This window comes from Lacipirellula sp., from assembly GCF_965279485.1.
Lineage (GTDB): Bacteria > Planctomycetota > Planctomycetia > Pirellulales > Lacipirellulaceae > Lacipirellula.
Genome location: NZ_CBDIIC010000002.1, coordinates 1,513,311 through 1,533,392 on the forward strand (window position 1 = coordinate 1,513,311; position 20,082 = coordinate 1,533,392).

The 20,082-nt window shown below is 60.4% G+C and carries 17 protein-coding genes and 1 pseudogene; 10 read left to right on the plus strand and 8 right to left on the minus strand.

Going from position 1 to position 20,082, the window contains the following annotated elements:
• Window positions 1-97: 97 nt before the first annotated feature.
• Window positions 98-1,711, minus strand: coding sequence for a sodium:proton antiporter (locus ACQY7R_RS13710; RefSeq protein WP_428306157.1), 1,614 nt, complete (start codon window positions 1,709-1,711; stop codon window positions 98-100).
• A 181-nt stretch (window positions 1,712-1,892) separates the two neighbouring features.
• On the opposite strand from ACQY7R_RS13710, the gene ACQY7R_RS13715 reads away from it, so the two are divergent.
• The 4 genes from ACQY7R_RS13715 to ACQY7R_RS13730 all read left to right on the plus strand — a co-directional run bounded on the left by ACQY7R_RS13715 (window position 1,893) and on the right by ACQY7R_RS13730 (window position 4,049).
• A complete protein-coding gene (locus ACQY7R_RS13715) occupies window positions 1,893-2,435 on the plus strand; it encodes a hypothetical protein (RefSeq protein ID WP_428306158.1) in 543 nt (180 codons plus the stop codon).
• Window positions 2,432-3,136 carry a (5-formylfuran-3-yl)methyl phosphate synthase gene (locus tag ACQY7R_RS13720; protein ID WP_428306159.1) on the plus strand — a complete coding sequence of 235 codons (705 nt, stop codon included), beginning with the start codon at window positions 2,432-2,434 and terminating at the stop codon, window positions 3,134-3,136. The genes ACQY7R_RS13715 and ACQY7R_RS13720 overlap by 4 nt, the downstream gene beginning before the upstream one ends.
• 161 nt (window positions 3,137-3,297) lie before the next feature.
• The gene (locus ACQY7R_RS13725) at window positions 3,298-3,537 is read left to right on the plus strand and encodes a hypothetical protein (protein ID WP_428306160.1); all 240 of its coding nucleotides are present in this window, start codon (window positions 3,298-3,300) and stop codon (window positions 3,535-3,537) included.
• Window positions 3,538-3,743: 206 nt separating this feature from the next.
• Window positions 3,744-4,049, plus strand: coding sequence for a polyhydroxyalkanoic acid system family protein (locus ACQY7R_RS13730; RefSeq protein ID WP_152100578.1), 306 nt, complete (start codon window positions 3,744-3,746; stop codon window positions 4,047-4,049).
• Between the two features lie 43 nt (window positions 4,050-4,092).
• Here ACQY7R_RS13730 and ACQY7R_RS13735 read toward each other — a convergent pair whose 3' ends face one another.
• A complete protein-coding gene (locus tag ACQY7R_RS13735) occupies window positions 4,093-5,271 on the minus strand; it encodes a hypothetical protein (protein WP_428306161.1) in 1,179 nt (392 codons plus the stop codon).
• Window positions 5,272-5,484: 213 nt separating this feature from the next.
• Between ACQY7R_RS13735 and ACQY7R_RS13740 the strand changes: the two genes are divergently transcribed.
• Window positions 5,485-6,147 carry a tetratricopeptide repeat protein gene (locus ACQY7R_RS13740; RefSeq protein ID WP_428306162.1) on the plus strand — a complete coding sequence of 221 codons (663 nt, stop codon included), beginning with the start codon at window positions 5,485-5,487 and terminating at the stop codon, window positions 6,145-6,147.
• 232 nt (window positions 6,148-6,379) lie between these two features.
• On the opposite strand, the gene ACQY7R_RS13745 is transcribed toward ACQY7R_RS13740, so the two are convergent.
• Window positions 6,380-7,648 (minus strand): thioredoxin family protein, encoded by a 1,269-nt coding sequence (locus ACQY7R_RS13745; protein ID WP_428306163.1) that lies wholly within the window; start codon window positions 7,646-7,648, stop codon window positions 6,380-6,382.
• Window positions 7,649-8,813: 1,165 nt separating this feature from the next.
• On the opposite strand from ACQY7R_RS13745, the gene rho reads away from it, so the two are divergent.
• From rho to ACQY7R_RS13760, 3 genes and pseudogenes are all read left to right on the plus strand, one after another.
• A complete protein-coding gene (gene rho / locus ACQY7R_RS13750; protein WP_428306164.1) occupies window positions 8,814-10,163 on the plus strand; it encodes a transcription termination factor Rho in 1,350 nt (449 codons plus the stop codon).
• A gap of 499 nt (window positions 10,164-10,662) precedes the next feature.
• Window positions 10,663-11,907 (plus strand): metallophosphoesterase family protein, encoded by a 1,245-nt coding sequence (locus tag ACQY7R_RS13755; RefSeq protein WP_428306165.1) that lies wholly within the window; start codon window positions 10,663-10,665, stop codon window positions 11,905-11,907.
• A 4-nt stretch (window positions 11,908-11,911) separates the two neighbouring features.
• Window positions 11,912-12,529 (plus strand): annotated as a pseudogene (locus ACQY7R_RS13760) (ATP-binding protein); the annotation flags it as partial.
• A 96-nt stretch (window positions 12,530-12,625) separates the two neighbouring features.
• Here ACQY7R_RS13760 and ACQY7R_RS13765 read toward each other — a convergent pair.
• The gene (locus ACQY7R_RS13765) at window positions 12,626-13,117 is read right to left on the minus strand and encodes a hypothetical protein (RefSeq protein WP_428308927.1); all 492 of its coding nucleotides are present in this window, start codon (window positions 13,115-13,117) and stop codon (window positions 12,626-12,628) included.
• Between the two features lie 429 nt (window positions 13,118-13,546).
• Between ACQY7R_RS13765 and ACQY7R_RS13770 the strand changes: the two genes are divergently transcribed.
• The gene (locus tag ACQY7R_RS13770; RefSeq protein ID WP_428308928.1) at window positions 13,547-15,445 is read left to right on the plus strand and encodes an ATP-binding protein; all 1,899 of its coding nucleotides are present in this window, start codon (window positions 13,547-13,549) and stop codon (window positions 15,443-15,445) included.
• Between the two features lie 147 nt (window positions 15,446-15,592).
• Here ACQY7R_RS13770 and ACQY7R_RS13775 read toward each other — a convergent pair whose 3' ends face one another.
• The 4 genes from ACQY7R_RS13775 to ACQY7R_RS13790 form a co-directional block, all read right to left on the minus strand.
• Complete coding sequence (locus tag ACQY7R_RS13775) at window positions 15,593-15,817, minus strand: hypothetical protein (protein ID WP_428306166.1); 225 nt, start codon at window positions 15,815-15,817, stop codon at window positions 15,593-15,595.
• A gap of 9 nt (window positions 15,818-15,826) precedes the next feature.
• Window positions 15,827-17,269, minus strand: a complete 1,443-nt coding sequence (locus tag ACQY7R_RS13780; protein ID WP_428306167.1) for a PQQ-dependent sugar dehydrogenase — start codon at window positions 17,267-17,269, stop codon at window positions 15,827-15,829.
• A gap of 220 nt (window positions 17,270-17,489) precedes the next feature.
• Complete coding sequence (locus tag ACQY7R_RS13785; RefSeq protein WP_428306168.1) at window positions 17,490-18,254, minus strand: anti-sigma factor family protein; 765 nt, start codon at window positions 18,252-18,254, stop codon at window positions 17,490-17,492.
• 8 nt (window positions 18,255-18,262) lie between these two features.
• Entirely contained in the window at window positions 18,263-18,823 is a 561-nt protein-coding gene (locus ACQY7R_RS13790) for an RNA polymerase sigma factor (protein ID WP_428306169.1), read from the minus strand.
• Between the two features lie 229 nt (window positions 18,824-19,052).
• On the opposite strand from ACQY7R_RS13790, the gene ACQY7R_RS13795 reads away from it, so the two are divergent.
• Window positions 19,053-20,003 carry a DUF1559 domain-containing protein gene (locus ACQY7R_RS13795; RefSeq protein ID WP_428306170.1) on the plus strand — a complete coding sequence of 317 codons (951 nt, stop codon included), beginning with the start codon at window positions 19,053-19,055 and terminating at the stop codon, window positions 20,001-20,003.
• Window positions 20,004-20,082 lie beyond the last annotated feature (79 nt).

Genomic DNA, 20,082 nt, shown 5'->3' on the forward strand with positions numbered 1-20,082 from the left:
GCGGGAAACCACCATTCTAAATAGATAGGCGGGCCGCGAAAAGCTGCGATTGTGCGAGCAGAACGCCGATTGGCGGGCAATCAAACTCGCTCGGAACTCACGGCCGCAGAATGAAAATCCAATCCATCAGTGCCAAGATAGGGAGCAGAATCAGCAGGCTGTACCCCATGTAGCCAAAGAAGCTCGGCATCCGCACGCCTGACTTCTCGGCAATCGCCTTGACCATGAAGTTCGGGCCGTTGCCGATGTAAGTCATCGCGCCCATCATCACGGCGCCGAGGCTGATGGCGGCGAGCAACGGCTCCGGCACGCCGGCCGTAGGCCCGCCGAGGCGTTCCGGATCTTGGGCCGTTTGGAAGAAGACGAGATAGGTTGGGGCGTTGTCGAGGAACGACGACAGCGTACCAGTCGCCCAGAAGAACTTGCCGGGGCCCATGTCGAAGCGCTCGACTAGATGGGCTCCGTTCGCTTTAAGGATCTGCAGTGCCGGCTGCATGCAGATGAAGATGCCGACGAACAACGCCGCCACTTCGACGATGGCGTCATATGTAAAACGATTCGCCAACCGCGACTCGCGTGGCCCAAAGGCGAGCGACATCGCCACGAGCGCCAACTGCACCGCCTCGCGGAAGTAGAGCCACGGATGCCAATCGGTTCCCGGGAACGCCTTGCTCGGATCGAGCATCGCCACGGCAATCACGACGCCAACCAGGAGTAAGCCGTTGACCTTCAGACCGCTGACGCGGAGGCGGTGAAGCCGGGATACGTCCCGTTCGATGTCCCGCAGCGTTTCGCGAGGGTGGTGATAGAACTGGTCCATCAACCAGTAAACGACGAGCAGCATGCCGTTCACGAAGAGCCACTCAGGCCACAGATTGAGCGTCCAGAAAAAGTCGACGCCTTGTAAGTATCCCAGGAACAGCGGCGGGTCGCCAATCGGCAGCAGGCAGCCGCCGCAGTTGCAGACGATGAAGATGAAGAAGACGATTGTGTGAGCGACGTGCTTCCGCTCGTGATTTGTTTCGAGCAACGGGCGAATGAGCAGCATCGCGGCGCCGGTGGTGCCGATGAAACTCGCGAGCAGGCCGCCGACCAGCATGAAGGCGGCATTGATCGTCGGCGTCGCTTCTAGGTCGCCCGCGATGCGGATGCCGCCCGCAATCGTGTAGAGGCTGAAGAGGAGCACAATAAACGGGATGTACTCTTGCAGCAGTGCGTTGCCAAGGATCGCATGCACGAACCCGGTCTGCAGCCGTCCCTCTTGCGCAGCGACGACGGCATGGCCGGGCCAGTGGGCTTCGACTGGCTCGCGGTGGAGGAACGCGTAATAGGCGAGCGTGAGCGCGCCCAGCCCCGCCGCGACGATGAAGCGGTTGCGATTGTGCTCCCACCAGTGCTCGGTCGCGTGGATAAGCGGAAATGTTGCGATGGCGCCGAGCAACAGTATGAACGGTACGACCGCCCACAAGGGCGGCGGCGAACCAGCGCGATGCGCGTCCGCAGCGTGAGCCGCATCATCGGCGGCTTCGTGAGGTTCCGCCTCCGTGTTGGCCGCTGGCTCTTCCGCGTGATGCCCGTCGAGCGCGGCGGCCGTCCACCGTTGCGGCCAGCCGGCCGCGAAGCTCAGCCCATAGATGGCGAGCAGCGCGAGAATCGCCCACAGCATCTTGCTGCGTTCGCTCGGCGGCGGCGTCTCGGCGTGGGTCGTCATCCTGTGGGCTCCTCCTCACCTCATCGCCGCTGTGCGAATGCTTCCATGAAAACGCAGGGTAAATCGAATCGAAACGAGAGTCCATGCCCCTAGCCGCCTGCGAGCGGCGGCAATTTCCGCTAGACTTCGCCTGTGGCCCTTCAACTCGCCCTGGACATCGCTTGGTCGGCTTCCGCTCACGATGACTGAAATCTGGCTTCACCCCAACCGCCGCGCACTTTGGTCGACGCTTGCCACGTTTGCTGCGCTCGGCGGACTCGCGCTGTTTGCGGTGTGGAAGTTCGAGTCGATCGCGGTGCAGCTTATCGCGGGGTTGCTCGCCCTAATCGCGCTGCTGATGGTCGGCGCCGCAGCAGTCGAGTTGCGTCGGCCGCGGATCGCTTACCGCGACGGCAAAGTCCTGTTCAACCTACGCGGGAGCGCCCCCGCGGCCGTCCCTGCTGAAGTAGTCGAAGCGTTTTTCCTTGGCCAAGGCCCCGCTCACTTACCGACGATCCACTCCGAGATCCCCGAGTGCGTCAATCTCATCGCACGCTTATCCGAGAAGGCGCCCGAGTGGTCGCGCGTCGAAGTAAAACCGGCGCTCGGCCAATGGTGTGAAGGGTACGTGACGATTCGCGGCACATGGTGCGAGCCGCTCACGGTCGAAGTTATTCGGCGATTGAACCGGCGGCTGCGTGAGTTGCGCGAGGCCGCCGCGGCGTCAGCGGGAGAGGCGACGTGACGCAGCTGCTGGTAAGCGTGCGCGACGCGGCAGAAGCACATGCTGCGCTCGACGGCGGCGCCGATTGGATCGACCTCAAAGAACCGACCAGCGGTCCGCTCGGCGCCGTGACGGCGATCGTCGCTCGCAACGTTGCCGAAGTCGCTGAGGGACGGGCTTCGCTCTCGGCTGCGGCGGGCGAGCTGCTCGATTGGCCACACTCGGCGGCGCGCGATCTGCTCGCGGTAGATGGCGTCACGCAATTGAAGCTCGGCTTGTCAGCGTGTGCTGACGGCGACTGGCAGCAAGCGTGGCTCGCCGCGCAGCGCGAGATCATCGACGCTGGCAAGGAACTCGTCGCGGTCGTGTACGCCGACGCCGATCGAGCCCACTCCCCTGCCCCGTTCGATGTGTTGGAAGCTGCCGCTGCGGCTAGGGCGCGCTGGCTGCTGATCGACACGTTCGACAAAGGCTCCGGTACGCTGCTCGAATTGTTCGAAGCAACGCAACTTCGTGCATTGTTTGAGCGTGCCCAAGCGCTCGGTCTGACGACGGCCGCCGCAGGTCGGCTGACGCCAGCGGCGATCGAGGCGCTGCCGCTGGACGCGATCGACGTTGTGGCCGTGCGCAGCGCAGCCTGCGGCGGAGATCGTCGCGGAACAGTGAACACGCATAGCGTCGCCGCATTGCAAACGCTGCTTCGGGGCTGTGCGATCTTCTAGTTCCTTCCACTCGCCGTATCCCCCAATCGCAGGGGGCCGCTCGGCGCAAATTGTCCCGCAGTATCGCCGTTTTTCGGATGGCAAGAGATTTCCTTGACACCCCGCGCGGTTCCGCCATATTGACGGGCTGACGTCCTGGAGGATGTCTGTCACCATCCGTCGTGGATCTCATCGGATTTCTCGTGGGGGGAGATCAAGACGTGCCAAAGTCGGTGTTGGAAGCGATCAAGCAGGGCCACTGGGACTTCGAGCCCGAGTCGATCGAGGAAAAGCGATTCGACTCGACGCGGGCAATGCCTGGAACTGACGAAAAGCTCGAGGTGCTCGCCGAGAGAGTGCGGGCTGGCCTGCCGCTGTGGCATGGCCGAGATCGGACTGACCTGGACGACTGCGGGGCGTAGTTTCGACGCACTGGCAGTTGATCTGAGTGTCGGGACAACAGTTTCTGGCGCCACCCGCTCAAAGTTCCTCTAACCGTGCGCAACGCGCTCGCGTATGATTGCGTAGCGTCACTGGCGCCGCTTCCTTGTCGCCAGTCCTTGCCCGCTTGCCTTCTCTCGCCGCCATGGTTGCGGCGAGTTGACCGAGATCCGTAGGAGCCGATCGCGTGCCTAAGTTTCATGTAGAGATCCCGCACACTCTGTCCGCTGACGAAGCGAAGTCCCGCTTAGAGCGGTTCGTCGAATCGCTCCAAGCCAGATTCGGCGACAAGGTAAGCGATCTCGACCAAAGTTGGGCCGGCAACAAACTGTCGTTTGGCTTTAAGACGTTTGGCTTCAAGATCGCCGGCGCCATCGAGGCCCTCGATCAGAAGCTCGACGTCAAAGGCGAAATCCCGCTGACGGCGATGATGTTCAAGGGCAAGATTGAAGGCGAAGTCAAAGAGCAGCTGGCGCGCCTGATGCGGGCTTGAACCCGTAGTGCGTGAGCTTGCAACGCCGCACCGCCAGCGGCGTTTATTGCCGTCGAATCGAAATGCTCGCTTCTTGCCGCTCGTATGCAAAGCCGGCTGGGGCGAGCAGTGCATTCAGCAAGTCGTCGAGATTCGCTCGGTCGACCTGGCACGACACGAGCGTGTTACGGCCCTCGGCTGTGTCTGGAATCGCAGCATCCCAGTTGATTTGCAAATTCAACTGCGACGCTAATTGAGCGAGGACCGGAGCGAGCGGCTTGTTCTCGATTGTCAGCGTGAAGCGACGAGATGCGAGCGAGTCGGCGCCACTCGGCTTGACGAGGCGGCGAGGCGCCGCTGCGCTCGAGGCGCCGGCGACGGACGAACGTCCCGCCAGCGCTGCCCGGAGCTGATCGTGCTCTTCGCTTCGCGCGACAACGATTGGTCGGCTCTTCTCCCCGCTGGCTGCGGCGCTGGGCATTTGAGAGAGCACCTCCTGAAAGGCCGCGGCGCGAGAAGGCACGACGCGATACTCGCGACTGACGACGACGGGCCGTTCGATCGGTACGACGGCGAGTTGACGGCCATCCGCCGAAAGCCGGCACGTGAGATCAAATCCCGCGAGCAGAAGCACGGCTCGATCGATGGCCGCCATCGCAGGTAGTTCGCGCGCGGGCCAGAGGTCGTGCGGGATCTGCTCGAGATCGATTGCCGTCGCACTGGCGTCCTTGGCAAGTTGCGTGAGCAGTTCGCGTGGCCGACTCAGTCGCGCGTAGGACGATGGTTGCGGCTTGAGCCATGCATTGCGCAGCGCTGCCGGCGCCTTGGCGAGCGGCTCGCGAGCGAGTTCGGCAAGCGTCGTCAACTCGTCGGCCGTTTGCTGCGGGCCGATGTACACCACCCCCGCGAAGGGAATCGCCACGGCGCTAACTTGCTCGCCCAACTCTTTAAGGACGTCGGCGACCGACTGATCAGCAACCGTGAGATTGATCGGCATGCTCGGATCGATGCGGCGGTCGAGCCACACGGCAATCGACTGCGTCGCGGCGAGGCGATCGAGCGCCGTTGCGAGCGGCACTTCTTGCCAAGTGAGCGAGACAGGCTGCGCGAGTTGCTGCGTTGTGCGCCCAGCGCCGCTGCGTGCTGTCTGCGCGCACGCTGCATCGCCGCCGACCATCGTCAACCAACAAAAGCCGACGATCAGCGAATTGATGAAACGACTTTGCAAAGGTTCCCAACGCATCCGGTAATCGCGCCGACGGCGCGGCAAAGTAATTCGCATTTCAACGGCGTCAATACCGCCGATGGGGGCAAATATCCCTTTTTGACATTCTCGTTGAGCAAATGGAGTTTGCAATTACACTCGAATTTATCGTCCCAACGGATTTCGCTGCGCGTCGGCGAAACCCGCTTTTTTTGCGACGATCCCCGCTCCTCGAATTGCAGCGTATACGCCGTGAACGATGATTTTCGCCAAGGCCCGTTGTTAGTCGATTTCTTCGAGCAATACCTCGACGACCACGACATCGCGCAGTTCCTGCGACTCACCTCTGAACGCTATTTCATCGGCACGCTCGAGCGGCTCGCCCTGAACGGCGAACGGATGGCCCGACGGGGGGCCGTGCTGGCGCTCGGGCGGCTGAGCGACTACCAATCAAACTCGGTTCTTGGCCGGGCGATGGTCGATTTGGACCGCGGCGTCCGCACGCTGGCGGAGCATGCCATCGGCCTCGTGTGGAATCGCGTAGGGTTAACGGTTCATCAGCGGCGGCTGACCGCCGTCGGCGAGCAGCTTGACGACGGCGATTACGACCGGGCGTCGATGCTGGCGGGTAAGATCATTCAGGACGCCCCCTGGATCGCTCAAAGCTGGTTCCAGCGGGGAAAGGCTTATTTCCACTTGGGGCAGTTCGACGCGGCGACGCGTGATTGCCACCAGGCGCTGGAGATCAACCCCTACCACTTCCAGGCCGCAGCCGTGATGGGCGAAGCCTACGAGTTGCAACAGAACCTCGTTGCGGCGCTTGAGTCGTTCCGCCGCGCCCTGCGACTCAATCCGAACATGGAAGAAGTCCGTGCTCGGGTGATTCAGTTGCAACGCGCGCTCAAGAACCAGTAAGCGCTTGCAATGGCGGGCAGGCGAAAAGAATGGAGCCCTTTCGTCTTGCCGCCTACGGTAGGTGTCGCGCGCTCGAGCCGCACGACCGCAAACAGACTGAGTCTTTGGTCCAGTTAGCCGGCGGCAGTTGCTGCCGAAAGGGCTCCACGAATTGAGCCTACGTCGTTTGAACGCGTGAGGTCAACTCGGCGGACATTCGCCGCGATTTCAGCCCCTCGAACGCGATCCGCTGTTACCGGCGGATCACGCCATCGCCAGCCGAATTGAGCTGGCTCATCGCCTGCTTCACGCCCGCTGAGTACGTCTGCGGCGAAGCCTGGAATTTCTGCATCGTTTCCTTCGACGAGAAGAGATAGAACTCGTCGCCGTACTTGAAGCCGTAGTCGCGGACGCCGTCCTGCGACACTTGGTTCTCGAGCAACAGCACCGGATCCTTGCCGGCGAAGACCGGGCTGTAGCTGTCAGGAGCGGCTAGAAACTGCTCGCGTTGCTGCGGACCAGCGAAAAGGTACGTGCGGCCGCGATGAACAGCCCCGAACTGCGGATTGCCAACGACCCATTTGCTGAGCGTTTTCAGCGAGACCGGGCAGTAGCCGTCGAAGCAGAGCGAAGGCGACCCGGGCGGCAAATCGGCTTGCGTCGGCTTCTTCACGGCAGGCGCCGCTGGCTTCGCCGCGACCATTTGATGAGCGGCAGCGACGGCGGCCGGCGCTCCTTGCTCTGAATTCGGATAGCTGTTCGGCGTCCCGTTGCCCGAAGTCATCGAAGGCTGCTGAGCGGCGGGCGGCTGCGCGTTGGTTGCCGGAAAGTACGGCGTCGGCATGACCGGCGGCGCCGTACCCTGCGTCGAAGCAGCGTACACATTCTGGGCTTGCCCGTGCACTTGCGGATTCGCCGGCGCCGCAGCGTAAGGATTTACTTGGGCCTGGGGCGTCACAGGAGCAGACTGCTGAGCAGCTTGCATCGCAGCCGCCGGGGTGACCGGAACGCCGCCCGGCAAGTTCGCGTAGGCTGGGTTCGTTCCGACCGAGTTTCTCGGAGCCTGCGATTGTTGCAGGTGCTGAGCAAGCCCCTGGAGCTGCGCGACATATGCGTCTGGCTTGTCCGGAATCGGCGGCTTCGCGACCGGCGTGCCGTCTGGAGTAATGACGACTTCCGTCGGCACGCGGTCAATTTGGTATCGACCGGCCATAGCCCGTTCGAGATCGGCGTCGATCCGCACAGGGACGAACTGCTGTTCGATTACCGCGGCGACTTGCGGCTGGTTGAAAACGGTTTGATCGAGCGCCTTGCAAGGCCCGCAGGTGCGCGTCGTAAAATGGAGAAGCAGATGGCGATTCGATTGCGCCGCTTCAACCTTTGCGGCGTCGAGATTCGTCCGCCAATTCACTCCCGGAGCGGCTTGCTGCTGGCCGTAGGGCGCTTGGGCGTACGCGGCGAGCGAAAGTGACGCCACGGCGAGTTGAGCAACGACGCCTTGCGCGAAGAGTCGGCTGAACATTGCGAATCCATCCGCTGAAATTGATGAATAGAAGCGAAGAGCGAGCGAAACGCCGAAGATGACGGACTATCGCCCTCTGTTGATATCGGCTGAAGCGGTTCGGCAACTTTGGGAAACTCTACCAATCGCGATGGCGACGCCGGATGGTCCGCTTGTTTGCCCTAGGTGGTCGCTACCGCCGCGCCGCCCCCTAAAACCCGCAAGTATTTACTGAATAAACACTTACACCGCGATTCGCGCCCCCCCGCAGCCCGCCGGCGTGGGGCGCCAATCCCCTTTGTTTCCATTCAATGAGTTCTGAGTGTTCCATGCCAGCAGATTGGCCCGGGAGAGATGGGGCGTCGACGTTAAGCCAGCTTGACAAAGGGGTTGGCGTGGCTAATATTAGCGCGTAGTTCAGAACCCTGCTGGCAAGTTTGCGGCAGGCTCTTGAAGCCAGCTTTGGCTCCCCCGATAGACGCCGGCTTGTTGGGCGTGGACGGGGCATGGGGATTGGGTCGCGTTTGGTGCGGGCACATGGTGCGTCGCCCAGCCAAGGTCCGCGACCGGTAAGTTGCTCCCGTAAGCGAGCTACGTCGAGAGGACGCCCGCGAGCACTTGGCCTCCGCCAGATCTGGTGCAGATTCATTCGCTCGGATTGTTCCGGCGAGCATGCGTTCGCACTGAAGCGATCTGCGATGGCAGCGTTTTGTAGACACAACGCTTCGAGTCGTCGCGGGCTGCAGTTTTTAGGACGTCCACGCAGGAAACGGCATCAGGTTTTGCCGCCCGCGTCGAACGTCAACACGACTGGGTGAGACGATCGTCGAAAACGTCGGTCGCGCCGCCAGCCGATGAAGAAAGCCTTCGTCAGTTGAAGACAGGCAAGTTTGCGACAGCCGACGCGATTTCTCGGCGTCCGCTAACGGATTTCATCGGCGATTGTTTTGGCGGTCGAACCAAGACGATGATCGCTTAGCTTCGCGAGCACGAGGAGTGGTGCAGCGGCGATGCCATTTTTTTTCGCGGCAGCGTCTCCGCCCAACCTTTCGTAGCACGCGCGAGCGGCAAGTTGATTCGAGGCGCGAGTCGTCTCGGCCAACGAGTCATTTTTAGGACACATGGCGTTTTGCGACGCCGCCCGAGCTTCGGGCATTTCTGATCAGGATTTAGGATTTTCTTTCGCATGGCTAAGAAGCAACGGTCTGGCGGGCGATTCCGCGGACGGAACAACAACAATGGCGGCGGCCAAAACCAAGGCGGGGGCTACCAGGGCAACCGCAATCGTGGCGGCGGCGGTGGCGGCGGATACGGCGGCGGTCAACAGAACCGTGGCGGCGGTCAAGGACAGCGGCGCCGGCAACAGTTCAACAACAACGATCAACGCCGCGAGTTCGACGGCCCAGACGGCGACTACCTGCCGCTGACGGCGGGCTCGGGCATTCTCGAAATGCACCCCAACGGGTACGGTTTTCTTCGCGACCCGGCGACGAATTTCAATCGTGAGCGGACCGATCCTTTCGTCCCCGGCACGATGATCGAAAAGTTCGGTCTCCGCGAAGGCGTGCTGATCAGCGGCCTGGTGCAGCATCACCGCAAGCAACAAGGACCGCGTCTCCGCGAGATCCTCGACGTCGACGGCATGGCCCCCGAGGATTACCTCAACGTCAAGTCGTTCGAGCAGCTCACGCCGATCAATCCCGAGGAATGGCTGCAGCTCGAAACGGGCGCCCAACCGCTCAGCACGCGCGTGATGGATCTCCTGACGCCGCTCGGCAAGGGGCAGCGGGCGCTCATCGTCGCTCCGCCGCGCACCGGCAAGACGGTGCTGCTGCAGCATATTAGCCAAGCGGTTTCGCAGAACTATCCGGAAGTCGCCGTGATGGTGCTGCTAATCGACGAGCGTCCCGAAGAAGTCACCGACATGCGTCGGAACGTTAACGGCGAGGTCTTCGCCAGCAGCCTCGACAAGGACGTGGAAAGCCATGTCCGCCTCGCTCAGTTGACGATTGCTCGCGCTCAGCGACTTTCTGAAATGGGCAAGGACGTCTTCTTGCTGCTCGACTCGATTACCCGTCTGGCCCGCGCCTTCAACAAATGGGTCGGCAACAGCGGCGCTACGATGTCAGGCGGCGTGAACATTAAAGCGATGGACATCCCCAAGAAGCTCTTCGCTACGGCTCGCGCGTTCGAAGAAGGGGGCTCGCTGACGATCGTCGGCACCGCCCTCATCGACACCGGCAGCCGCATGGACGAGCTCATCTTTCAGGAGTTCAAGGGTACCGGCAACATGGAGCTGGTGCTCGACCGCAAGCTTTCCGACCGCCGCGTTTACCCGGCCATCGACATCGAACAGTCGGGCACCCGCCGCGAAGAGAAACTGCTACCGGCCGACATGCTGCACGCCACCACGATGCTGCGTCGGACGCTTTCTTCGATGCACCACGTCGACGCGATGGAACAACTGACAAGCAAGCTGGGCAAGTTCAAATCGAACTCAGAGTTTGTCTCGTTGATCCAGGGCGGCGTCGACTGATCGCGGTCCTACCGTTGGCGTCTGGAGCGAGCTTCAGGCTAAACGCGATCGCCGCTTAGTTGCGAGGCGGCATCCGAGAAGTCATAGCGTCGTAAAACCTAATGACCTTGTCTGATGACGGCGGGGCATGCACGATCTGCCGGATCGATATGTTCGCGATCGTCTCGAAGGCACGATCACGGCACGAGGCCAAACGTACGAGCCAGCGGTCAGCGCACAATTCTTGACGGCCAAGAAGTCATCTGACCAGCGACGTTTCTTCTTCAGAATCGTCTCCACCTCCACCGACAAATCGAGCGGAAGCTGCGCCACGCCGAGTGCGGTGCGGGCGTGACGGCCCGCTTTGTCGCGGATCGGCTGCGAGGCCGTTGATAGTCAGGTGTTGCTTAGTGAAGCTGTGGCGTGCAACGTGGAACCGCCTGCAATACGACCGTAGCTCGTCGAAATAGCCGGCGCACCTTGAATCTTCGATCTGGGAGAATGACAATGGTGCCGGCTCATGACGTTCACCTTTCTTCACGCTGCCGACATCCATCTCGACAGCCCTCTCCGAGGGCTTGACCGCTATGAGGGTGCGCCGATCGACGAGATCCGGAGCGCTAGTCGGCGAGCCCTTGAAAATCTCGTTGAGTACGCAATTCGCGAGCGGGTCGATTTCGTCGTTCTTGCAGGCGATTTGTACGACGGAGACTGGAAGGACTTCGACACGGGATTGTTCTTCGTGCGGCAGATGAGCCGCCTGCGCGAGGCGGAGATCCCGGTTTACGGGGTCCAGGGCAATCATGACGCCGCGAGCAAGATTACTCGCAGTCTTCGGCTCCCTTCGAATGTTCACATCTTTTCGGCGAGCGATCCTGGTACTCAACGCATCGAGAAATTAAACGTGGCCATTCACGGCCAGAGTTTCGCAAGCCAGTGCACTACCGCCGACCTAGCCCGGAACTATCCCGCGGCCGTTCCTGGATGGTTCAACATTGGGGTGCTTCACACGAGCATGAGCGGTCACGACGGACACGGGAGCTACGCCCCTTGTTCAGAAGCTTGCTTGCGAGAGAGCGGCTACGACTACTGGGCGTTGGGGCACGTTCACCAGCGCGAAGTTCTGCCGGGAAGGCCGACCATCGCGTTTCCCGGCAACATCCAGGGGAGGCATATCCGAGAAGACGGCGCGAAAGGATGCCTCCGCGTCATCGTGAACGATGAAAACGAGGCGACGCCTGAGTTTGTGCCGCTCGACGTGCTGCGCTGGGCGACCGCGACGGTTTCGCTTGACGGCATCGAAGAGAAGAACGCAGCATTTGAACGCCTCGACGATGCCCTCCGTCGCGTCGTGCAAGATTCCGAGAATCGTCTGACAGCCACTCGGCTCGTACTGACTGGAACAACGCCGCTAGCCGCGGACATTGCGGCCAATCCGAAGCAGTGGAGCGCTGACATTCGTGCGACCGCAATTGACGTCGATGCTGAAAAGTTGTGGGTCGAGAAGGTGATCTATCAACTGTCGGCGCCGCGACAGACCGCCGCCGTCGAAGACGACGACACGCCGCTTGCCGAAGTAGCTTCAATTGTTGCTCAGTTAGCGGCATCTGAAGATACGGCCGGCGCACTCGGGATCGACTTCGCTGATCTTGAGCGGAAGCTTCCGCCTGAAATTAGAGAGGCGATCACTACCGCCGATCCTCAGTGGTGGCGAAAAATCCTTGCGGATGCGGAAGCCAAGTTGTTTGCCGAGTTGAGGGGGTGATGGCATGCGCCTGGAACAACTTCAACTAACTGCATGCGGGCCATTCACGGCATGCAAAATAACGCTGCAGCCTGGCATGAACGTCCTCTACGGGCCGAACGAGGCTGGAAAAAGCTCTGCTCTGCGAGCGGTCCGCTCGCTGCTGTTCGGCTTCGATCAAAAGACCCCAGATGATTTCATTCACAACTACCAGCAGTTGCGGGTCGGGGGAGTTCTAGTCGATTCGAAAGGAAATCGCCTCGAATGCGTACGGCGAAAAGGCCGCACGACGACGTTGAGAGACGCCGCTGACGATAAGCCCGTTGACGAAGCGCTGCTTCAATCGATGCTCGGGGGCGTCAGCGAAGAGTTTTTCATCACGGTTTTCGGAATTGACCATGCCCGCTTGCGAGAAGGCGGCCAGGATGTGGTGCGAGGTCAAGGCCGGATCGGCGAATTGCTGTTCGCGGCTGGCGGCGTTACCCATCTACGCGAGAAGCAGCTTGTTCTAGAGGAAGCCGCTAGTTCGCTCTACAAACCGTTGGGAAGAAACCCTCGCATCAATGCGACCCTCTCCCAGATTAAGCAACTGAACGACGAGATCCGCGATCTGCAGCGCTCGCCGGAAGAGTGGTCGCGCCGCGAAGAAGAACTTCGGCAAGCCACAGAATTAGAACGCTCGCTGAAATCGAGACTCGACGAGTCCGAGTCGATGAAAGCGCGACTCAGTAGAATTCACTCAGCAATTGCGCTGCTTGCCGCCTGGAAGCAGAGGAAGGGCGAGTTGGCTTTGCTCGCTAATGTAACTTCGTTGCCTGCCGACGCGGAAAAGCGTTTTCAGGCCGCTCGCGAGAAGGGAATCCTCGCGGCAAATTCTAAGGCTAAAGCAGAAAAACAGATTGAAATCCTGCGAGCAAAATTCGACGGCGTTCAGGTGCCGGTCAGCCTGATCGAGAACGCGGTAAAGATTGACGACCTGTATCGACGGCTCGGAAGTCACGAGAAAGCGGTTGCCGACCGAGCCGTTCTCGCGGGCCAACAGCGAACGGCTCGCGATAATGCTAAGCAGTCGATTGAAAAACTGGGGTGGGCATTGTCGCTTGAGGACGCCGGCGAGCGAAGGCTGCCTGACGAGAAAAAAGCCCGTGTTCGCGCGCTCGCCAACCGGCATGGAGAGGTCGCGCAACGCTGCTCTTCGCAACAACAGGCGGTCGAGCGACTGCGGCGCCAACTCGAAGCGTGCGCGAAGAAAAAGGCTGGCATGCCTTCGGTGTCGTTTGCACCTTCCCTAAAAGAGGTGGTGGCGGCGGGTACGGCATCTGTGGAAACATACCGTCGTCTAGAAGAGCGACGACGCGCCGTTAAAAAATTGCAGGACTCTGCGAACGACGCTGCTGCCCGTCTACCTTTTTGCGCTGGCTCGCTTGATCAAATTCGCTTACTCAAAGTTCCCAGCGTCGAGACGATCGAGGTTTTTGATGAATCGCTGAGAGGGCTTGAGGGAACTGCCAAGCACCTAAACGAGCAGAGAGCATTCTGTCAGTCTGAAACGCAGCGGCTGCGTCAGGAACTGGAAACCCTTGAGCTTACCGAGTCTGTCCCTACTGAGGACGACTTATCCACAGCGCGAGCCGTTCGCGATCGCGGAATTCGCATCGCAGTGCAGGCGCTGAGCGGACAGGAAATCGACCGGGAGGCGAGCGCCGCGTTTGTTAGCGACGTGGCGGAGGGCGCCGACGCGGCATCCTCGCTTGAACCTAGCGTCCGTACATCGGATGCCCTCGTCGATCGCTTGCGTCGCGAATCTGATCGCGTGGCAAAGAAGTCTGCTTTGCTGGCCCAACTCCATGCTCTCGAACGGAAGGCCGAAGCGATCACCCAAGAGGCTGCAGAGTTCGACTCACGGCAAGAACGCTGGCGGTCGGAGTGGAGTCACGCCTGGAAGGAAGCAAGCATCCAGCCGACGACGCCCAGCGAGATGCGCGCTTGGCTCCGCAAGCACGCGGAACTGCTGGCGATCAGCAATGAATTTGCAGCAGCAGCCGAATCACTCGCAGCCGACGACAGAGGGATCGAAGCGCTCTGCACGCGACTTTCCGTCGAACTTCTTGCCTGCGGCATTCAGCCGCCGCAGGGCTCCGGCTTCGATTCACTGCTGACTCGCGCGACGGAGCGCGTGGCCGAGGCGGAAGCCCTGCAGCACGAGCACAGCGCTTTTCAAGCGGAAACGAATCGGCTTGAAGAAGAGATTGCCGTCGCGGAGCGCGAGGCTGAAATCGCTCAAACCGAACTCGGCGCCTGGCAGCAGGAATGGAACGCGGCATTAGTTCCACTGCGGCTCGATGCCAACGCACTCCCAGAGCAGGCGGAAGCTGTCCTCACGAATTTGGATGATCTGTTCCGCGATTTGGACAGCAGCGACAGTTACAAGGCTCGAATTTGGGGAATCGACAAAACTGCCAAGGAATTTACTGATGCCGCCGTCGAACTCTCTGCGACCATAGCCCCTGACCTAGCAGCAGGCCAAGTAGCCCAGATCGTGGCGACCCTCAACGCCCGCCTCGCTGCTGCCAAAGAGGCCCAACAGCAAGCCAAATCATTAGAGGAGCAACTGCTTACTGAGCGAGAGAATCTGGCCAATGCGGAAAGTGACTTGGCAGTTTCTCAGGCGGTGCTCGACGTACTGCTGCAGGAGGCGGGATGCGAATCGCTGGCTGCCTTACCTGCCGCAATCGCGAACGCCGCGATCAGGGCTAATCTGCAATCCAGCCTGAAGGAGTTGGAGAATCAGCTCCTGCCGTTCTGCGCCGGGAAGACGCTCGATGAATTCAATGCTGAAGCGGAGTCCGAAGACGCGGATCGCTTGCAGTCGGCAATCGACGAGTTGGAATCAAAGATTACCGACTTGGGCCTGCAGCGCGACGAAGCGATCAAATCAATCGAGCATCTTAAGGGGAGTCTCAGCCAGTTCGCTGGCGCTGCAGCCGCCGCGGAGAAGGCCGACGAAAGACAGTTTCTGCTGCGGCAACTGGAGGATGATGCGCGAGAGTACGCCGTTGCCACGGTAGCGAGCCGCCTCCTCCGACTCGCGGTGGAAAGATATCGAGAGAAATCTCAGGGGCCGGTCCTAGCAGAGGCTTCGAGGTACTTTGCGAAGCTGACGTGCGATGCGTTCAGAGGCCTTCGCTCGGATTACGACGATGCCGGCCAGGAGGTCTTGATCGGCGTCCGGGAGAGTAGCATGCCGCTGCCAGTGGAAGCGATGAGCGAAGGCACGCGTGATCAACTTTATCTTGCGCTGCGGCTAGGGACGTTGGAACACTGGTTCCAGCGACACGAACCAATTCCATTCATAGTGGACGACGTACTTTTGACCTTCGACGACGAACGCGCTGCCGCAGCGCTCGAAGCGTTGCTGGAACTATCGAAGCGGACTCAGGTCCTGCTCTTCACCCATCACGCGCATGTGGCCTCGCTGGCGCGTGACGTCGCCAAATCGACAGGCGCCGATGCCCAATGCAATGTCGTTTCCGACTGGAATCGTCCGATTTCCGCTTAGGCGTTGGCTTCCTTGTCGGATTCCAAGGCTTTGGAGCGGTGGTTACAGTGGCGACGCTTGCGTTCGAGACAGTCGGTATCTCAACGAAAAAGCGCTCCTCGCGAATCCGCTAGGAGCCCTATGCGTGTGCTTGTCGCCTAGCCCATACTACCCCCGGGTGCGGCGAATGCTGATCAATCGCAGCGAAGTGAGCGCCGCCATCACGATGGCGGTTGGTTCGCGAACCGGCGTCGACGAATAATGAATGTCCGCGAACGTCGTCTTGGCAAACTCGTCCGGGTTGGTGAGATTCAACGCCGTTTGCGCGTACATCGACAGGGAGTAGTTCACCGGGCCGCCTTCCAGATTGGCGTAAGGGAGTTGACCACTCATTTCGAGCCCCTATTCCGGTTGTTGCCGGTGCCATCGTGCGAGCGTTATCGCAAGTCCCGCCAAGCAGCCCATCAGCAAAGCGGTGGGCTCAGGAACCGCGGCGAACTTGTAGACGATGCCTCCGGCGCCGCTGGCGGGAGTGTTCGTCACCAGCGCGTAGAGTTCGCCTTCGCCATCTTGGCCGAATCCATGCACCGTCAGTCCATTAGGCAATTGATCATTGGCGAACTGAGGAATGCGAAATTCATTGATCACTCCCGTACTCAAATCGGCGTAGAACAACCGCCCGTCAGCGCGAATGGGCGTCCCACGCAGCGCGAGGTCGCCGAAAACGTATTTGCCAAATAGCGCTGGGATATCTGAGCCGCGATACACGAATCCTCCGGTGATCGAAATTCCGTCGCCGTGATCGTATTGCAGAGTTCCGAGAGTTCCTTGAATGGGATCGATCATCCCCGCGGGCGACCCAGGACTGTTGTTGCCTGGAGGGGCTCCAATCGCGCCGTTGGAGCGATTGAACAGAAACGTCCCTTCCTTGACGGCCCAGCCGTAATTGCCTCCCAACGTGATGCGATTGATTTCTTCAATGCTGTTTTGCCCAACGTCCGCCAGGATCAACTCGCCGTTTGCCGCATCGAAGGCGAAACGATAGGGATTGCGAAATCCATAGGCGTAAATCTCTCGCAGCTGATTCGCTCCTTGAAAGGGGTTCGTCGTCGGCAGTCTATACTGACCGTTGCCGCTAACGGCGTCGCCGCTGGTTGCAGTCAGCGCGGGGCTCACCGGATCAATCCGCAGCATTTTGCCCAGCGGCGTCGAAAGATTTTGCGAGTTTCCCCCCGGTTCGATGTGGCTAGCGCCCGTGTCGTTGGCGTTTCCGCCGTCGCCAAGCCCGATGTACATGTAGCCGTCGGGCCCAAAGGCGAGCGTTCCGCCGTTATGATTGCCTGCGTTCTTGCCGAAGGAAACGACTTCACGCCGAGAAGCCGGATCGATGACATTAGGATCCGCGGCGCTGACCTTCCACTCGTTAACGACGTTCTTGTACGCCTGCGTCGCGTTGTTCGGAGCGATGAACGTGGGCGCGGTTCCGGCTAGAATCGGCTCGCTTGCATAGGTGTAAAGCGTGCGATAGCCGGCGCTCGCGCTGTCGTTGAAACCAGGATGAAACGCAAGCCCAAGCAGCCCCCGCTCATCGTTCGCATTGCCGGCGTTGAAGGGGGGGCTCACTCTGCTCCTTATATCGAGCGCTGCGCCGGGCAGTAGTGCGCCGTTTTGGATGATTCGCAGCAGGCCGCTCTGTTCGACGACGAACAATCTCGCAGCATCATGCGGCGGACTAATCGCGTAGTCCGGAGCCGCCATTCCTGTGGCCACGGGCTCCAGTCGTACGGAGATCGCTCCCTTGGCGATCGGAGTCGTGTAGGGCGCAGCAGCGCTCTCGCTCTGCATTGCAAGAGCGACGATTACCCCAGTCAACGCGATGCATGCACTGCTCCGGCGCATGGCAGCCCCCCCTAGTAGATTCTGCTGAATGACAAGACCTCTCGGCGTTGCAATGAAGAATGTGCTGACGGGCGAAGAATCTTGCACACCAAAGGGAAGGGACGTTCGTTCAGCAAGTAGGTCGAAGCCCTACGCTCACGCCAGAACAGCTCGCCCGGCAAATTTGCTACGGGGCGTTTTCAGTTGCTCTAGCGAGAAAGGGAGTCACCCGCGGCGACTCCAACGGCGTTACTTCGTAGAAAACCAACCCGTCCCTTTCTTCGCGGAATACATGGATACCGCCCGCCTCTTGAACTGCTTGCTGCAGATCGTTTTCTGATCGATCGACGAATACCATAACAGGCGCATCGTCAACGTACGCCAACATCGCGGTAGCATTACGGCTTAGGCCGCCCGTGTACGCCAACCCGAGCATGCGCATGTTAGCGGGCAGTTCGAGCAATCGCAGCGGTTCGCCCTGTCGACGTTCGAACGTCGCTGCAAACCGCTCGGGTTCGTGGCATTCATACGTCGGCTCGAAACCACTCGTTACGGCATTGCGGTAGATATCAACCAGCGGCCGCGCTGCGACGTCGAGGCCGCCCCGCCGAGCGCTCTGCCACGCCAAGGTCAGCGCGGCAGCGATCATCAATGACGCAGCTAATGCCACAACGGCGCCTCGCCGCCATTGGCCAACAGGCCGACTCGCGAGGCGCTCGCCAGATTTCGCATCTAGCGTCGGCGTAATGATTGGATTAGTGGTTGGAGGCGTTGTGATGGCGAACATTCGCTGCAGCGAATCGTCGATGCGCTGCTGGAGCTTCGCTTCCGCCTGCCGTGCCGGATTCTCTTGCAGCGCCCCCGAGAACGACGCGCGCTCGTCATCGTTCATCAAGTTGTCGAGAAATTTCTCGAGCAATTCGTCGTCGGGTTGTGCTTGATTCTGGGACATAGCAAGAATTATCGCTGCTGACGCTTCGCTTGAGGCTCTTCAGAAAGCTGCTTTCTCAACGCCGATTTGCTCCGATGGACGTGGCTCATCGCCGTCCCTTCCGGGATGCCCAGCAGTTCGGAGATCTCCGCATACGTTAAATTTTCAATGACTCGGAGTAGCAAGCAAGAGCGCGCCTCGGCGCTGAGCGTTTGGAGTGCGCTCGCGACTTGGTCGTCGAAAGCCGTCTGGTCGGGAACCAGCTCGCCGCCGTTGCTGGCGATCGGCGATCGCTTGTCGACGGAGGCGTCGCTTTCCACTTCCGCGATAATCGCCGGATCGGTGGAGTACGTCCGCCGATGTTGAACTTTACGTCGATAGTTCAATGCGCACCGTCGCACAATTTCCGCCATCCATGCAGAAAATCTGGAGCCTGGTTCAAATTGCTCAATCTTCTCGAACGCGACAATCGCTGCTTCTTGCACGATGTCTTCAGCAGACTGCCGCTCTCCAGTGACGCCCGCCGCGACAAGCGTCAAGCGACGATAGACGTCCTGAAAATGCGCAGCAAAAACGACGGGGTCCGTCATGTCAGGAACCCCGGCGGGCACTTCTGCTGTGGCGTCGCTCGGTAGGGTCATTGCCCAAATTCTATCGATCCGCCGTACTTATGTGCCCAGTCGCCTTCGATCTTGCAGAATTCCGTGCAGGCGAATTTACCTGCATTTCAACGATGAATCTGCTAGTCTGACGGAAAGGTGTCTCGACATGCTCCACCGCTAACGCGGGCGAACAGCGACAGTTGCGGCGGTGCCTGCGATGAAAAACTCCACGGCGACGACAAACGCTGATCGGGGGCGAAACGTCGGTGGGAAGCGAGGCTTTACGCTGGTTGAATTGCTAGTAGTCATTGCGATTATTGGCAGCTTGGCGGCGATCCTCATGCCTGCCATTCAAGCGGCCCGAGAAGCCGCGCGGCGCCAACTCTGCGGCGACAATCTCCGGCAGTTGTCTTTAGCGACGGCTGAGTACGAGGCTGCGATCCGCCACTTCCCGGCAGGACGGGTTGGTTGCGACGACACGACCGGCGTTTCAGCCTGTCCGCCAGGACTGCCTGCTGCCCGCAAGACAGCGGCGAGCGGCTTTGTGACGCTCCTTCCGCACCTGGAACAGCAGCCGCTTTACGCGCAACTTAACGTGAGTCAGGGAGGATTATGGAACCGCAACATTGACGACCTGGGTTGGTTCTCAAGTCCTGAAAAAGCTGAAGGGGTCATGCAGCGCCCTTCGATCTTCGTTTGCCCAAGCGACGACTCGACGGCCATCAGCGAAGTCTACGCTCCCGTCCTAGCCGCCACCGGTAGCTATTGCTTCGTCCAAGGAACGAAAGGGCCTGCGGCGTTGCGGGCCGTTGCCAAATACGAAAACGACGGCATGTTCCTCTACGTGCTCCCGCGACGCGCAAGCGAGGTCGGCGACGGATTATCCCAGACGATGCTACTCGGCGAAGTCCTTATGTCAGATATTTGGGAGTCTTCGAACACATGGACCTACGCCCGCTTGAATGCTGATTGCCTGCGCACGACGGAGTACGCCGTCAACACTCCGCCTGGCCAGGGCACCTCGTACGAGCGCCAAAACGGCGCCATGGGAAGCTACCATCCTGGCGGTGCGCTGTTCGCCTTCGGCGATGGACATGTTGAGTTTCTGGAAGATCAGATCGATCTAGAAATCTATCGCGCCAAATCGACGATTTCTGGTAACGAATGATCTCTTTCCTATCGCGTGCGTACACGCGATGAGCGGCGCCCTGACGCCGACTCGTCGCTAGTAAAAGGCGTTGTCGGCA

Excerpts from the sequence above, each read along its gene's own strand:
- ACQY7R_RS13745 (WP_428306163.1), bottom strand. The coding sequence starts at position 7,648 with ATGTTCAGCCGACTCTTCGCGCAAGGCGTCGTTGCTCAACTCGCCGTG.
- ACQY7R_RS13790 (WP_428306169.1), bottom strand. The coding sequence starts at position 18,823 with ATGACGGACCCCGTCGTTTTTGCTGCGCATTTTCAGGACGTCTATCGT.
- ACQY7R_RS13780 (WP_428306167.1), bottom strand. The coding sequence starts at position 17,269 with ATGCAGAGCGAGAGCGCTGCTGCGCCCTACACGACTCCGATCGCCAAG.
- ACQY7R_RS13785 (WP_428306168.1), bottom strand. The coding sequence starts at position 18,254 with ATGTCCCAGAATCAAGCACAACCCGACGACGAATTGCTCGAGAAATTT.
- ACQY7R_RS13775 (WP_428306166.1), bottom strand. The coding sequence starts at position 15,817 with ATGAGTGGTCAACTCCCTTACGCCAATCTGGAAGGCGGCCCGGTGAAC.
- ACQY7R_RS13710 (WP_428306157.1), bottom strand. The coding sequence starts at position 1,711 with ATGACGACCCACGCCGAGACGCCGCCGCCGAGCGAACGCAGCAAGATG.
- ACQY7R_RS13795 (WP_428306170.1), top strand. The coding sequence starts at position 19,053 with ATGAAAAACTCCACGGCGACGACAAACGCTGATCGGGGGCGAAACGTC.
- ACQY7R_RS13735 (WP_428306161.1), bottom strand. The coding sequence starts at position 5,271 with ATGCGTTGGGAACCTTTGCAAAGTCGTTTCATCAATTCGCTGATCGTC.
- ACQY7R_RS13755 (WP_428306165.1), top strand. The coding sequence starts at position 10,663 with ATGACGTTCACCTTTCTTCACGCTGCCGACATCCATCTCGACAGCCCT.
- rho (WP_428306164.1), top strand. The coding sequence starts at position 8,814 with ATGGCTAAGAAGCAACGGTCTGGCGGGCGATTCCGCGGACGGAACAAC.
- ACQY7R_RS13715 (WP_428306158.1), top strand. The coding sequence starts at position 1,893 with ATGACTGAAATCTGGCTTCACCCCAACCGCCGCGCACTTTGGTCGACG.